Origin of the sequence: Salinibacterium sp. ZJ450 (genome assembly GCF_011751885.2) — a bacterium.
Classification (GTDB): domain Bacteria; phylum Actinomycetota; class Actinomycetes; order Actinomycetales; family Microbacteriaceae; genus Ruicaihuangia.
Genome location: NZ_CP061771.1, coordinates 2,047,261 through 2,061,072 on the forward strand (window position 1 = coordinate 2,047,261; position 13,812 = coordinate 2,061,072).

General features: G+C 66.6%; 12 protein-coding genes. 9 read left to right on the plus strand and 3 right to left on the minus strand.

From position 1 onward, the window contains the following. Window positions 1-71: 71 nt before the first annotated feature. The 6 genes from valS to HCT51_RS09790 all read left to right on the plus strand — a co-directional run bounded on the left by valS (window position 72) and on the right by HCT51_RS09790 (window position 6,495). Window positions 72-2,693: a valine--tRNA ligase gene (gene valS / locus HCT51_RS09765; RefSeq protein WP_166873319.1), complete on the plus strand. Its 2,622-nt coding sequence runs from the start codon at window positions 72-74 to the stop codon at window positions 2,691-2,693. Continuing rightward, window positions 2,693-2,920, plus strand: coding sequence for a hypothetical protein (locus HCT51_RS09770; RefSeq protein ID WP_166873322.1), 228 nt, complete (start codon window positions 2,693-2,695; stop codon window positions 2,918-2,920). Before valS ends, HCT51_RS09770 begins: the two co-directional genes overlap by 1 nt. A gap of 109 nt (window positions 2,921-3,029) precedes the next feature. After that, complete coding sequence (locus tag HCT51_RS09775) at window positions 3,030-4,001, plus strand: ABC transporter substrate-binding protein (RefSeq protein ID WP_166873325.1); 972 nt, start codon at window positions 3,030-3,032, stop codon at window positions 3,999-4,001. Between the two features lie 36 nt (window positions 4,002-4,037). Then, window positions 4,038-4,865 carry an ABC transporter permease gene (locus tag HCT51_RS09780; protein ID WP_166873328.1) on the plus strand — a complete coding sequence of 276 codons (828 nt, stop codon included), beginning with the start codon at window positions 4,038-4,040 and terminating at the stop codon, window positions 4,863-4,865. Beyond that, window positions 4,862-5,632: an ABC transporter permease gene (locus HCT51_RS09785; RefSeq protein ID WP_166873331.1), complete on the plus strand. Its 771-nt coding sequence runs from the start codon at window positions 4,862-4,864 to the stop codon at window positions 5,630-5,632. The genes HCT51_RS09780 and HCT51_RS09785 overlap by 4 nt, the downstream gene beginning before the upstream one ends. Further along, on the plus strand, window positions 5,629-6,495 hold the full coding sequence (locus HCT51_RS09790; RefSeq protein WP_166873334.1) for an ABC transporter ATP-binding protein: 867 nt from the start codon (window positions 5,629-5,631) through the stop codon (window positions 6,493-6,495). Before HCT51_RS09785 ends, HCT51_RS09790 begins: the two co-directional genes overlap by 4 nt. Here HCT51_RS09790 and HCT51_RS09795 read toward each other — a convergent pair. Further along, complete coding sequence (locus HCT51_RS09795) at window positions 6,468-7,277, minus strand: class I SAM-dependent methyltransferase (protein ID WP_166873337.1); 810 nt, start codon at window positions 7,275-7,277, stop codon at window positions 6,468-6,470. The genes HCT51_RS09790 and HCT51_RS09795 overlap by 28 nt on opposite strands. Before the next feature lie 22 nt (window positions 7,278-7,299). Between HCT51_RS09795 and HCT51_RS09800 the strand changes: the two genes are divergently transcribed. Both HCT51_RS09800 and HCT51_RS09805 read left to right on the plus strand, forming a co-directional pair. Next, the gene (locus HCT51_RS09800) at window positions 7,300-9,327 is read left to right on the plus strand and encodes a M3 family metallopeptidase (RefSeq protein WP_166873340.1); all 2,028 of its coding nucleotides are present in this window, start codon (window positions 7,300-7,302) and stop codon (window positions 9,325-9,327) included. Beyond that, window positions 9,327-10,505: a TerC family protein gene (locus tag HCT51_RS09805; protein ID WP_166873343.1), complete on the plus strand. Its 1,179-nt coding sequence runs from the start codon at window positions 9,327-9,329 to the stop codon at window positions 10,503-10,505. Before HCT51_RS09800 ends, HCT51_RS09805 begins: the two co-directional genes overlap by 1 nt. 10 nt (window positions 10,506-10,515) lie before the next feature. Here HCT51_RS09805 and HCT51_RS09810 read toward each other — a convergent pair whose 3' ends face one another. Both HCT51_RS09810 and clpX read right to left on the minus strand, forming a co-directional pair. Continuing rightward, window positions 10,516-11,676, minus strand: coding sequence for a benzoate/H(+) symporter BenE family transporter (locus tag HCT51_RS09810; RefSeq protein WP_166873346.1), 1,161 nt, complete (start codon window positions 11,674-11,676; stop codon window positions 10,516-10,518). Between the two features lie 35 nt (window positions 11,677-11,711). Beyond that, window positions 11,712-12,989, minus strand: coding sequence for an ATP-dependent Clp protease ATP-binding subunit ClpX (gene clpX, locus HCT51_RS09815; protein ID WP_166873349.1), 1,278 nt, complete (start codon window positions 12,987-12,989; stop codon window positions 11,712-11,714). 119 nt (window positions 12,990-13,108) lie between these two features. Between clpX and HCT51_RS09820 the strand changes: the two genes are divergently transcribed. Further along, window positions 13,109-13,744, plus strand: a complete 636-nt coding sequence (locus HCT51_RS09820) for a hypothetical protein (protein ID WP_166873352.1) — start codon at window positions 13,109-13,111, stop codon at window positions 13,742-13,744. The last annotated feature ends 68 nt before the right edge of the window (window positions 13,745-13,812 follow it).

Here is a 13,812-nt window from a genome sequence, read left to right on the forward strand (position 1 = left end):
CATGGGGGCAGTCTTCACACTCAGGCACCTCCCCTCAGACTCGGTGCCGCACATATCGAACCGGAGTATCCATGTCGTCGCAGATCCCTGACAAGCCCGCCCTCGAAGGCCTCGAATCCAAGTGGGGAGCCAGCTGGGAAACGCAGGGCACCTACCGGTTCGATCGTGACGCGGCGGTCTCGACAAGCTCGACCGCCGGAACACGCTCGACCGAGGAACACCCGGTGTTCTCGATCGACACTCCCCCACCGACCGCATCCGGTTCGCTGCACATCGGCCACGTGTTCAGCTACACGCACACCGACATCATCGCCCGCCAGCAGCGCATGCTCGGCAAGAACGTCTTCTACCCGATGGGCTGGGACGACAACGGCCTGCCCACCGAACGTCGGGTGCAGAACTACTACGGCGTGCGCTGCGACCCGTCGCTGCCGTACGAGCCTGACTTCACGCCGCCGTTCGAGGGTGGAGACAACAAGAGCAGCAAGGCCGCCGACCAGAAGCCGATCAGCCGCCGCAACTTCATCGAACTCTGCGAACGTCTCACCGTCGAAGACGAGAAGCAGTTCGAAGACCTGTGGCGCAAGCTCGGGCTCTCGGTGGACTGGACCCAGTCGTACCGCACGATCTCGCACGAGTCGCAGGCGATGGCGCAGAAGGCGTTCCTCCGCAACCTCGCCCGCGGCGAGGCATACCAGGCCGATGCTCCCACCCTGTGGGATGTCACCTTCCGCACTGCCGTGGCCCAGGCGGAGCTTGAGGACAAGGACCAGCCCGGCGCGTACCACCGCCTCGCCTTCCACCACCCGGATGGCGACATCCACATCGAGACCACCCGCCCGGAACTGCTGCCGGCCTGTGTGGCGCTGGTCGCACACCCGGATGACGAGCGGTACCAGCACCTGTTCGGCACGACGGCGACCACCCCGGTGTTCGACGTGCAGGTTCCGATCGTCGCCCACCACCTGGCGCAGAAGGACAAGGGATCAGGCATCGCCATGATCTGCACCTTCGGTGACCTGACCGACGTGATCTGGTGGCGGGAACTCGACCTGCCGAACCGCGCCATCATCGGTTTCGACGGGCGCATCATCAGCGACCCGCCCGCCGCGATCACCTCGGCCGCCGCGAAGGCCGCCTACGGTCAGCTGGCCGGCAAGACCGTGTTCAGCGCCAAGCAGGCCGTCGTGGACCTGCTGAAGGCCAGCGGCGAGATGATCGGCGACCCCAAGTCGATCACCCACCCCGTCAAGTTCTACGAGAAGGGCGACAAGCCGCTCGAGATCGTCTCCACCCGCCAGTGGTACATCATGAACGGCGGCAGGTCCGACGACCTGCGCGCCCGCATGGTTGACCTCGGCCACCGCATCGACTGGCACCCCGAGTTCATGAAGGTGCGCTACGAGAACTGGGTGAACGGCCTGAACGGCGACTGGCTGATCAGCCGGCAGCGGTTCTTCGGCGTGCCGATCCCGGTCTGGTACCCGCTCGACGCCGACGGTAACCCGGTCTTCGACTCCCCCATCACCCCGGATGAGGCGAGCCTTCCGGTTGACCCGTCATCGGATGCCGCACCCGGCTTCGACGAGAGCCGGCGCAACCAACCGGGCGGCTTCGTCGGCGAGCTCGACGTGATGGACACCTGGGCCACCTCCTCGCTCACCCCACAGCTGGCCGGCAAATGGGAGAGCGACCAGAAGCTGTTCACCGCGGTCTTCCCGTATGACCTGCGCCCGCAGGGGCAGGACATCATCCGCACCTGGCTGTTCTCCACCGCGCTGCGCTCGCTGCTGGAGTTCGACGGGCAGGCGCCGTGGAAGCACACCGCGATCTCCGGATTCATCGTCGACCCCGACCGCAAGAAGATGTCGAAGTCGAAGGGCAACGTGGTCACCCCGGCCGGCATGCTCGACGAACACGGCTCCGACGCGGTGCGCTACTGGGCGGCATCCAGCCGACTCGGCACCGACGCGGCGTTCGACCCGCAGAACCCCAAGCAGATCAAGATCGGCCGCCGCCTGGCGATCAAGGTGCTGAACGCGTCGAAGTTCGTGTACTCGTTCACGGATGCCGAGGTTTCGGCCCACGCGACCGCCGGAACCGGCGCGACTGAGCCGCTCGACCTAGACCTGCTCGCCACCCTCGCCGAGGTGGTGAGGACCGCCACCAAGGCGTTCAACGACTTCGACCACGCCCGTGCGCTGGAAACCGCCGAGCAGTTCTTCTGGACCTTCTGCGACGACTACCTGGAACTGGTGAAGGAACGCGCATACGGCGCCACCACCCCGGAGGGTCAGGCCAGCGCCGTGTACACCCTGCGCACCGCCATCGACATCCTGCTGCGCCTGTTCGCGCCGTTCATCCCGTTCGCCACCGAAGAGGTGTGGAGCTGGACCCACGAGGGTTCGGTGCACGGCGCCGCCTGGCCCAGCGCGGCCGAGGCGAACGAGGAGCCCACCACCGGACTGCTGCCGCTGGTCAGCGCCGCCCTGATCGGCATCCGCCGCGCCAAGACCGACGCCAAGGCCTCGCAGAAGACCGAGGTGTCATCGGCCGTGATTGAAGGCCCGGCGCTGCTGGCTGAGGCCGAGGCCGACTTGAAGGCCGTCGGCCGCATCGCCGAACTGTCGTTCGTCGTCGGCACCGAGGTCGCCGTGCGGGACATCGTGCTCACCGACCAGCCGGCCGCCTGATGCAGCTCGGTACCCGCTGGGCGGTCGGCGCCGAGGCGCCGGCCCGGCTCTCCGAGAACGTGCTGACCGCGGTGCGCCAGGTGGAAGCGGATGTCGCGACGTTCGACACCGCTGGCTGGCGCTGGACGCTGACCTGGCTCGAGGGCCGCGCCGTCGTCGAGTTGGACGACGGCACCACCATCCGCGAACGCGCGGACGGCACGGTGACGGTACACGCCGCCGAGTAACCATGCGATGACAATGCCCCGGTTCTTAGGCACCGGGGCATTGTCATGGGCAGAATGGTGCTGACGTCAACCCGCGCCGCAGCTGATTCATCTCACAAAGGAGTGACCCATGAAGCGTTCCCTGTTGGTCGGCATCGCGGCAGTGTCCGTGTTCGCGCTGGCCGCGTGCAGCAACACCACAGAGCCGAGCGGCGATGAAACCGCCGCGGACGGCGAGCTCACTGCGATCACGGTCGGCATCATCCCGATCGTCGACACCGCGCCGCTGCATCTCGGGGTCGAGCAGGGCTTCTTCGAGGAGGAGGGCCTCGACGTCACGATCGAGTCCGGCGCCGGCGGCGCCGCGCTGATCCCCGGCGTGATCAGCGGCGACTTCGATTTCGCCTTCGGCAACTATGTGTCGAGCATGGTCGCCCGCGACAAGGGTCTCGACATCGTGTACGTGGCGAACGGCAACTCCACCACGGGTGACCCCACCTTCGACTTCAGCGGCGTGTTAGTGAACGCCGACTCCGACATCCAGTCCCCTGCCGACCTTGCGGGCAAACGGGTGTCGGTGAACACCCTCGCCAACATCGGCGATACCACCATCCGTCAGGTCGTCGAGGACGACGGGGGCGACCCGGAGAGCATCGAGTTCGTCGAGATCCCGTTCCCCGACGCACCGGCCGCGCTCGCCAACGGGCAGGTGGACGCCGCCTGGATCCTCGACCCGTTCATGACCTCAGCGATCGACGCCGGAGCCCGGGTGGTCACCTACAACTTCGCCGACTTCGATGAGAACCTCGACGTCTCCGGCTATTTCACCTCCGGTGACCAGCTGGAGGCGGAGGCCGACACGGTGGAGGCGTTCAAGACCGCGATGAACCGGTCACTGGAGTTCGCCCAGGAGAACCCGGACGAGGTGCGGCGCATCGTCACCACCTACACCGAGATCCCCGCCGACGTGCTGGAGCGAATCGCGTTGCCGCGGTTCAACCCCGAGTTCAACCGTGAGGCAATCGCGAAGCTCGGCGCCGCCGCGACCAAGTACGGCACTCTGAGCGAGGAGCCGAACCTGGACGAGCTGCTGCAGCCCTAACCGCCGACCCTCACCGACGAGACACGGACAAGCAGGATGCCGGACACCAGAGAACCGGGCACCGAAAAACCGAGCAGCGGAAAGCGCAGAGCGGCCCTGTCCGGACCGATGCTCGGCGTGATCGGCATCTTACTGTTCCTGCTGCTGTGGGAGCTGGTGCCGCGATCTGGCCTGGTCAACCCGAGCTACCTGCCGCCGGCCAGCGACGTCGTCGTGCGCCTGGTGGAGTACCTGGGTGATCCGGAGTTCTGGAACGATGTCGCCGAGACCATGATCACCTGGGCGATCGGGCTCGGCATCGCGGCTGTCGCCGCGATCGTGCTGGGCCTCGTGATCGGGTCGAGCACGTTCCTCCGGCGCGCCACCCAGTCGACGATCGAGTTTCTGCGGCCGGTGCCGTCGGTGGCGCTGATCCCGCTCGCGGTGCTGCTGTTCGGCATCAAGATGGAATCGACGATCATGCTGATCATCTACGCCGCGTTCTGGCAGGTGCTGCTGCAGGTGCTGTACGGCGTGGCCGACATCGACTCGGTGGCGAACGACACCGCCAAGAGTTACGGCCTCGGCTGGTTCGCCCGGATGCGCCACGTGGTCTGGCCGACCACCCTCCCGTACCTGATGACGGGGCTGCGGCTCGGCGCCGCGGTCGCGCTGATCCTCGCCATCACCGGCGAGCTGCTGATCGGCAGCCCCGGCCTCGGCAAGCAGATTGCACTGACCCAGGCCGGCGGCGCGACCACGTCGATGTACGCGCTGGTGCTCGCCACCGGCCTGATCGGCATCCTGATCAATGTGGTGGCCCGGGTCGTGGAGCGACGGACGCTCGCCTGGCACACCTCGGTGCGCGGAGAGGTCGTCGTATGAAACTACTGAAACGCACCCTGTACTTCGTCGGGTTACCCATCGTGCTCATTCTGCTCTGGTGGGTGCTCACGCTCGGCGAGGTCAACTTCTACACCCCCAAGCCCGGCCAACTGGTGCAGACCTTCGTCGACGTCTGGTTCAGCGAACGGTTCTTCGACGACGTGCTGCCGAGTCTCACCCGGCTCGCGATCGGCGTGGTCGTCGCCATCCTGCTCGGAATCGCCCTCGGCACGCTGATCGGCTCGGTGCGCTGGTTGCGTCAGCTGTTCGAGCCTCTGCTGGAGTTCTTCCGCGCCATCCCGCCACCGGTGCTGGTGCCGCTGTTGCTGCTGCTGGTCGGCGTCAACGACCAGATGAAGATCCTCGTGATCATCTCCGGGGCGCTCTGGCCGGTGCTGCTGAACACGGTCGAGGGTGTGCGAGCCGTCGACGACGTGCTCGGCGATGCGACTCGGGTGTACGGCATCCACGGCTTCGCCCGCATCCGGTATCTCGTGCTGCCGTCGGCGAGCCCGCAGATCATGGCCGGGGTTCGGCAGTGCCTGTCGATCGCCCTCATCCTGATGGTCATCTCCGAGATGTTCGCGTCGTCCTCCGGCCTCGGCTTCACCATCATCCAGTTCCAGCGGTCGTTCGCCATCCCCGAGATGTGGAGCGGCATCGTGCTGCTCGGGCTGATCGGCATTGCGCTGTCGTTGATCTTCCAGTTCGTCGAACGGCGCATCCTGCACTGGTACTACGGCCTCAAGGAGCTGCACACCACATGACTCTCAGCGATTCCAGTCAGACCGCCGCAGTGACCCCCGCCCTGTCGGTGCGGGGCGTGCAGAAGATCTATCAGACGGATGCCGGATCCTTCGAGGCCGTGCACAACCTCACCTTCGACCTGGCGCCCGGCGAGCTCGCCTGCCTGGTCGGGCCGTCCGGTTCGGGCAAGACCACCCTGCTCAAGTGCATCGCCGGCCTGATGGCCCCGACCAGCGGCACTGTCGAGCTGAACGGGAAGAAGGTGACCAGCCCGCCGAAAGGGATGGCGGTGGTCTTCCAGGAGTACGGGCGCAGCCTGTTCCCGTGGATGACCGTGCGCGGCAACGTCGAACTGCCCCTGAAGAACGCCGGCATCGGGAAGGCCGAACGCAACGACCTGGTCGAGAGCGCGCTGGACTCGGTGGGGCTGGCGCACGTGCCGAGGAGCTACCCCTGGCAGCTGTCCGGCGGCATGCAGCAGCGGGTGGCGATCGCCCGGGCGGTTGCGTACAAGCCGCAGGTGCTGCTGATGGATGAACCGTTCGCCGCGGTCGATGCGCAGACCCGCGCCGACCTGGAAGACCTGATCCGGTCGATCTGGCACCAGCTGGGCGTCACGGTGTTGTTTGTCACGCACGACATCGACGAGTCGGTGTACCTCGGTCAGCGGGTGATTATGCTGTCCAGCTCGCCGACGGTCATTCAGGATGACCTCCGCATCGACCTGCCCGACGTGCGCGACCAGCTCAGCACGCGCAGCGCTCCCCGGTTCACCGAACTGCGCGCGCACGTGTACGAGCAGATCCAGCTGGCCAAGACGCGCGCAGGCGTGCCCGTTCCCGACTCTGATGACGATCAGACACGGCAGAGCACCTCGCCGTGAGGCATCGACAGCCAGCCCTCGGGTGAGCTCACCCAGGTCAGCCAGGCGTCTCGGATCCGTTCCAGGTCGCTGGTCGAGGCCAGTGACGACCCGAGCGCGGTGTCGGCGAACCCCGACGCGACCGCTCGCTCGGCCCAGGCTTCGCCCCACCATCGCCGCTCGTCCTCTGTGGAGAAGCACCATATGGATGCCGAGGACTCGACCTCGGTGAACCCCGCCGCCTGCGCCCAGGCCTTCAGCCGCCTGCCGGCATCCGGTTCGCCGCCGTTCGACCGGTGCACTCGCTGGTACAGCGCCATCCACTCGGCGAGGCCGGGGAGTTCCGGGTACCAGATGGTGCCCGCGTAGTCGACCTCCCGCACGGCGACCACGCCGCCCGGTTTGCACACCCGGCGGAATTCGGTGAGCGCCGCCACCGGATCGGCCAGGTGGTGCAGCACCTGGTGAACATGCACGATATCGAAGCTGGCGTCCTCGAAGTCGAGGGCGTAGGCGTCTCCCACAACGAAGTTGGCGTTGCTGACCGACCGCTCCGCGGCGAGGTCGGCGGCCTTTCTGGTCACGTCGGCCGACGTGTCCACACCGACCACGCGGCCCGGTGCCACCCGCTCGGCCAGGTCGATGGTGATGGTGCCGGGTCCGCTGCCGACGTCGAGCACGGTCAGCCCGGGCGTCAGCTCCGGCACCAGGTATGCGGCGGAGTTCTCCACCGTCCGCCACGCGTGCGTTCGAAGCACGCTGTCGTGGTGGCCGTGTGTGTATCGTTCCCGCGCTGGCGTCATGCTTCGAGAATAGGGTGGCTCCATGACGAATCCGTTCTTCTCCCCCTCGGTGTTGCCGTATGGGCTGCCGCCGTTCGCCGACATCGCGGACGAGCACTACACGGAGGCGTTTGACCGCGGATTCGAGGAACAGCTCGCCGAGGTGGCCGCGATCGTCGCGAACCCGGAAGAACCCACATTCGAGAACACCATGCTGCCGCTGGAGCGCAGCGGGCAGACCCTGAGCCGGGTCTCGCACGTGTTCTTCACCCGCAGCTCGGCGGATTCCAGCGACTTCACGAACGCGCTCGAAGAGCAGTACGCGCCGAGGATTGCCGCGCACACCGACGCCATCCGACTGAACCCCGCGCTCTGGGAACGCATCGAGACCCTGCACGGCCGCCGCGGCCGGCTCGGGCTGGACGCGGAGTCGCAGTACCTGATCGAGCGCTACTACACCGAGTACAGCCTCGCCGGCGCCGCGCTGGCCGAGGCGCAGAAGGCCAAGCTCCGCGATTTCAACCAGCGACTGTCAACGCTAACCACCCGGTTCGAGAAGAATCTGCTGGCCGACACCAACGACCTGGCCGTTGTCATCGATGATGTGCGGCAGCTCGACGGGCTCGCGCCCGAACAGATCTCGGCCGCTGGCGAAGCTGCCAGGGAACGCGGGCTGGACGGCAAGTACCTGATCACGCTCGTGCTGTCGACCGGCCACCCGCTGCTGTCGTCGCTGACCGATCGCGAACTGCGCCGGCGCATCATGACGGCGTCGCGCTCGCGAGGCAGCCGCGGCGGCGAGCACGACAACAGTGCCCTGGTGCTCGAGATCGCGCGCCTGCGCGCCGAGCGGGCCAACCTGCTCGGCTTCCCCACACACGCCGCATACGTCACCGCCGACGAGACCGCCGGATCACCCGAGGCGGTGACCGACCTGCTCGGCAAGCTGGCGCCCCCGGCCGCCCGCAACGCGGAGGCGGAGCAGCAGAAGCTGCAGGCCATCGCCGGCGCCGAGATCACGGTCGAGGCGTGGGACTGGGCGTTCTACAGCGAACAAGTGCGCCGCGCCGAATTCGACGTCGACCTCGCGGCGATGCGCCCGTACTTCGAGGCGGAGCGGGTGCTGCGTGACGGTGTCTTCTTCGCCGCCACCCGGCTGTACGGCGTGACGTTCACCGAGCGCGACGACCTGTCCGCCTACCACCCGGACGCCCGCGTGTTCGAGGTGCACAACGAAGACGGCTCCGCGCTCGGCCTGTACATCCTCGACCTGTACACCCGCGACTCCAAGCGCGGCGGAGCGTGGATGAACTCGCTCATCTCGCAGAACAGCCTGTTGCAGCATCCGAGCATCGTCGTCAACAATCTCAACGTGGCGAAGCCGTCCCCGGGCGAGGCCACCCTGCTCACCTTCGACGAGGTGACCACGCTGTTCCACGAGTTCGGGCACGCGCTGCACGGGTTGTTCGCCGAGGTGACGTACCCGAAGTTCGCCGGCACCAATGTCTTCCGTGACTTCGTGGAGTTTCCGAGCCAGGTCAACGAGATGTGGATGCTCTGGCCGGAGGTACTCCAGAACTACGCGGTGCATCACGAGAGCGGCGACCGGATGCCGCAGCACCTGGTCGACCGGATTCAGGCGTCGCAGAAATTCAACGAGGGATTCGCCACCAGTGAATACCTGGCCGCGGCGTTGCTCGATCAGGCCTGGCACCTGATCGAGGCCCATGCCAATATTTCGGATGTCGCCCAATTCGAGGCCGGCGCGCTGGCGTCGGTCGGACTCGATAACCCCGCCGTGCCGCCACGCTACTCCAGCACCTCCTTCGCGCACGCCTTCTCCGGAGGGTATGACGCCGGTTACTACTCGTACATCTGGAGCGAGGTTCTGGATGCGGATACCGTGGAGTGGTTCCGGGCGAACGGCGGCCTCACCCGGGGGAACGGAGACCGGTTCCGGGCGCTGGTGCTCGGCGTCGGCGGATCCGTCGATCCGCACGAGGCGTACCTGCACTTTCGAGGACGAGCCGCCGACATCACCCCGTTGCTGGAGCGGAGAGGGCTGAACTGATGATCCCCACCTGGATCTGGGTGCTGACGATAATCTTCATCATCGGCCTGCTGGTGTTCGACTTCGTCTTCCACGTGCGCACGGCGCACGCGCCGACCCTGCGCGAATCAGCGATCTGGTCGTCGATCTACGTCGGCATCGCCGTGTTGTTCGGTGTTGGCATGTTTGTCTTCGGCGGTCTCGAACTCGGCACTGAGTACTTTGCCGGCTACGTCACCGAGAAGGCGCTCTCCGTCGACAACCTGTTCGTGTTCCTGATCATCATGGGAAGCTTCAAGGTTCCGCGCGAAGACCAGCAGAAGGTGCTGCTGTTCGGCATCGTCTTCGCGCTGATCGCCCGCACCGGATTCATCTTCCTCGGCGCCGCGCTGATCAACACGTTCGCGTGGGTGTTCTACATCTTCGGGCTGATCCTGCTCATCACCGCCGGCAACCTGCTCAAACCCTCGCACGACGACGAGGGTGAGAACTTCGTCATCCGCCTGGTGCGGCGGGTGTTCCACACCACCGACTATTACGACGGCGACAAGTTGTTCACCATGCACGAGGGCAAGCGGGCGCTCACCCCGATGCTGCTGGTAATGGTCGCGATCGCCGGCACCGACCTGCTATTCGCACTCGACTCAATCCCGGCGATCTTCGGGCTCACCCAGAACGTCTACATCGTCTTCACCGCGACCGCGTTCTCACTGCTCGGGCTGCGGCAGCTGTACTTCCTGATCGACGGACTGCTGGACCGGTTGATCTACCTGTCCTACGGGCTGGCCGCGATCCTGGCCTTCATCGGCGTGAAGCTCGTGCTGCACGCGCTGCACGAGAACAACCTGCCGTTCATCAACGGCGGCGAGCCCGTGCCGGTGATCGAGATCTCAACCGGCCTGTCCCTCACAGTCATCATCGGCATCCTCGTGATCACCGTGGTCGGCTCGATCGTGAGCCCCAAGGGCAAGGCGCGCACCGCCGTGGTCAACCTGCGTCGCTACTCCGACGAGTATCTCGACCTGTCCTACACCGCCGACCCAGTGGAGCGTCAGCGGGTGTACGACGAGATGGTCGAGGCCGAGCACACCGTCACCGGGCTTCCCCCGAAATATCGGGCCATGATGAAACAGCCGGAGCTGCTGCGCGAGAACCTGCGGCGTGCGCATGCCGAGCAAGAGGACTTCTTCTCGATCTAATCCGGTGTCCTCACGCGATGCTGGGCCGGCGGCCCATCAGCCAGGCCATCGCCACGCCGCCGGCAATCAGCCCCCAGAAGGCGCTCCCGATTCCCACGATCACCACTCCGGATACCACGACCAGGAAGGTGACCGCCGCCGCCAGACGGTGCTGGGTCTCGCCGAAGGCAGAGACGAGCGCGGCGATGAACGCGCCGAACAGGGCGAGCCCGGCCGCCGCAGTGATCAGCACCGGCGGCGCCGCGGCCACCACCGCCGTGGCAGCCCCCGCGCCGAGGCCCAGCAGAATGTACGCCGCTCCCCCGCTGAACGTGGCCACCCAGCGCTTGTCTCGATCCGGATGCGCGTCGGGCCCGGCCATGATTGCGGCCGAGAGCGCCGCCAGATTGTTCACGTGGCCTCCGACGAACGCGCCGGCGGCCGAGATGAGTCCGCTGCCGATCAGAATGGGCGCCACCGGCGGCGCGGGGTAGCCGAATGTGGTGAGCACCGCGAAGCCGGGCACGTTCTGCCCCGCCATCGTCACGATGTACAGCGGTACGCCGAGGCTGACAATCACCGCGGGGTCAAGGGTCGGCGGCACCAGGCTGAACTGCGGCAGCAGAGACGCCCCATCCGCCCACTGGTCCCCGGCAGCGATGCCCACAACAATCACGGTCACCACCATGGCGGCTGGCACCGCCCAGCGCGGCGCCAGCCGATAGAGCACCAACCAGACGAGAACCACGGGCAGTGCGAACATCGGCAGGTCGACTGCCGCGGTGATCGGAGCCAGACACATCGGAAACAGGATGCCGGCAAGCATCGCGCTGGCAAGCGGAGTCGGGATCGCGGTCATTGCCCGTCCAAGCGCCGGCCAGAGCCCGGTCAACGCCAGCAGGACGCCGCAGACGATGAACGCACCCACCGCCGCGGAGAACTCCCCGGTAACCCCCTCCGACGCGATCAGCATGGCCGCACCCGGCGTCGACCAGGAGAACGACAGCGGCATCCGGTAACGCCAAGAGAACACCATGGCAAGAATCGCCTGGGCGAGACAGAGGATGAGGAGCCCGCTCGCCGCTTGCTGCTCGCTGGCACCGCTCGCCCGCAGCCCGGCGATCACGATCGCAAATGAGCTCGCGAATCCGGTGAGCGCGCCGATGACTCCTGCGACGATCGGCTGCAGCAATGGACGCCTCTCCCCCGCGGGCTTCCAGCCGGGGCTTAGGCCGACTTCTCCTGACGGCGCGGCTTGTGAGGCACAATCGTGGGCGCCGCGTTGTTCTGTACGGCGTCACGGGTGACGACGACCCTGGCCACCTCGCTGGAGGACGGCACCTCGAACATGATCGGTCCGAGAACCTCTTCGAGGATCGCGCGCAGTCCGCGGGCACCGGTCTGCCGGAGCACCGCCAGATCGGCGATCGCCTCGAGGGCGTCGGTCTCGAACTCCAGCTCGACACCGTCGAGCTCGAACATGCGCTGGTACTGGCGCACGAGTGCGTTCTTCGGCTCGGTAAGGATCTGCATCAGCGCGTGCTGGTCGAGCGGCGTGACCGTGGTGACCACGGGCAGGCGGCCGATGAATTCGGGAATCAGCCCGAACTTGTGCAGGTCTTCCGGCAGAACCTCGGTGAAGTAGTTCACGTTGTCACCCTTGGAGTGCAGCGGGGCGCCGAAGCCGATGCCCTTTTTGCCCGCCCGTGACGAGATGATGTCTTCCAGACCGGAGAACGCCCCCGCCACGATGAACAGCACGTTGGTGGTGTCGATCTGAATGAACTCCTGGTGCGGATGCTTGCGCCCGCCCTGCGGCGGAACCGAGGCGACCGTGCCCTCCAGGATCTTCAGCAGCGCCTGTTGCACGCCCTCGCCGGACACGTCGCGGGTGATCGACGGGTTCTCGGCCTTGCGGGCGATCTTGTCGACCTCGTCGATGTAGATGATGCCCGTCTCCGCCCGCTTGACGTCATAATCAGCGGCCTGGATGAGCTTCAGCAGGATGTTCTCCACGTCTTCGCCCACGTAGCCCGCCTCGGTGAGGGCAGTGGCATCCGCAACTGCGAACGGCACGTTCAGGCGCTTGGCGAGGGTTTGCGCGAGGTAGGTCTTGCCGCAGCCGGTCGGTCCGATCAGCAGGATGTTGCTCTTCGCGATCTCGACGTCGTCGGCGTGCACGTCGGCGGGGTGGATGGCACTGCCGGCCCTGATGCGCTTGTAGTGGTTGTACACCGCGACCGAGAGCGCCTTCTTGGCGGCTTCCTGCCCGATGACGTATTCCTCGAGGAAGGAGTAGATCTCTTTCGGCTTGGGCAGCTCGAACTCGCTCGAGGTCTCTTCGCCGGCTTCGGCCAGACGCTCCTCGATGATCTCGTTGCACAACTCGACGCACTCGTCGCAGATGTATACGCCGGGGCCAGCAATGAGTTGCTGAACCTGCTTCTGGCTCTTTCCGCAGAAAGAACACTTCAGCAAGTCGGCGCTCTCACCGATTCGTGCCATTGCGCGGCCTCCCTCTATCAACCGTGCTCGTGTACCGAGCCTAACCCGATCCAGTGACAGTCGCGCGCACATGTCGCGCGGCGGCATGTCCGTGTGAGCCGCGGGGTTATCGTGGTGGCATGCCCCGGAGTCGTCCAGCGCCGACGCGGTGGGCTCGGGTCGTCCGCGGCTGGAGCACCGCCGCCGCGGCAACCCTGATCGCCGCGGTGGCGCACGGCCTGGTCGACGGCGCTTTTCCGCAGCTGATCGCGATGGTGTTCGCCGTGGTGTTCGGCGGTCTCGTCTGCATGCTGTTCGCCGGGCGCCGCATCACCCGCCTCCGGCTCGGCCTGATGGTGCTCACCAGTCAGGGCATCCTGCACATGCTGTTCGCCCTGTTCGGCCCCGGCGGCGCCAGCCACACGGCGGGCACGGGGCTGACGGGAACTGGGCTGGTAGACGCAGCACACCACCAGACGGCGCTGATCGTGGCGCCGACGGCGGCACCGGATGCCCACGCCGACATGTGGCTACTGCATGGCGTCGCCGCGCTGGCCACCTACACCCTGATTCGACACGGCCTGGTCGTGATCGCCGGACTGATTGTCACCGCCGGGTTGATCGTCGCGCCGCTGCTGCGCGCCGCCCAGCTGGCGCCCGTGTCGATTGCCGGCCCCGGTCGGCTGGCCGCGCCGGGCGTCCGGGCGCCTCGGGCACTCGGCCGCGTGTTGACCGCATTCCGGCGCCGAGGTCCCCCGGCGGCTGCGTTCGCCTGACCCCGGCACCGCGAGGTGCGCGGGTTGGGCCCCAGCCACCTTCCCCACCTCACAGAATTCAGGACAGT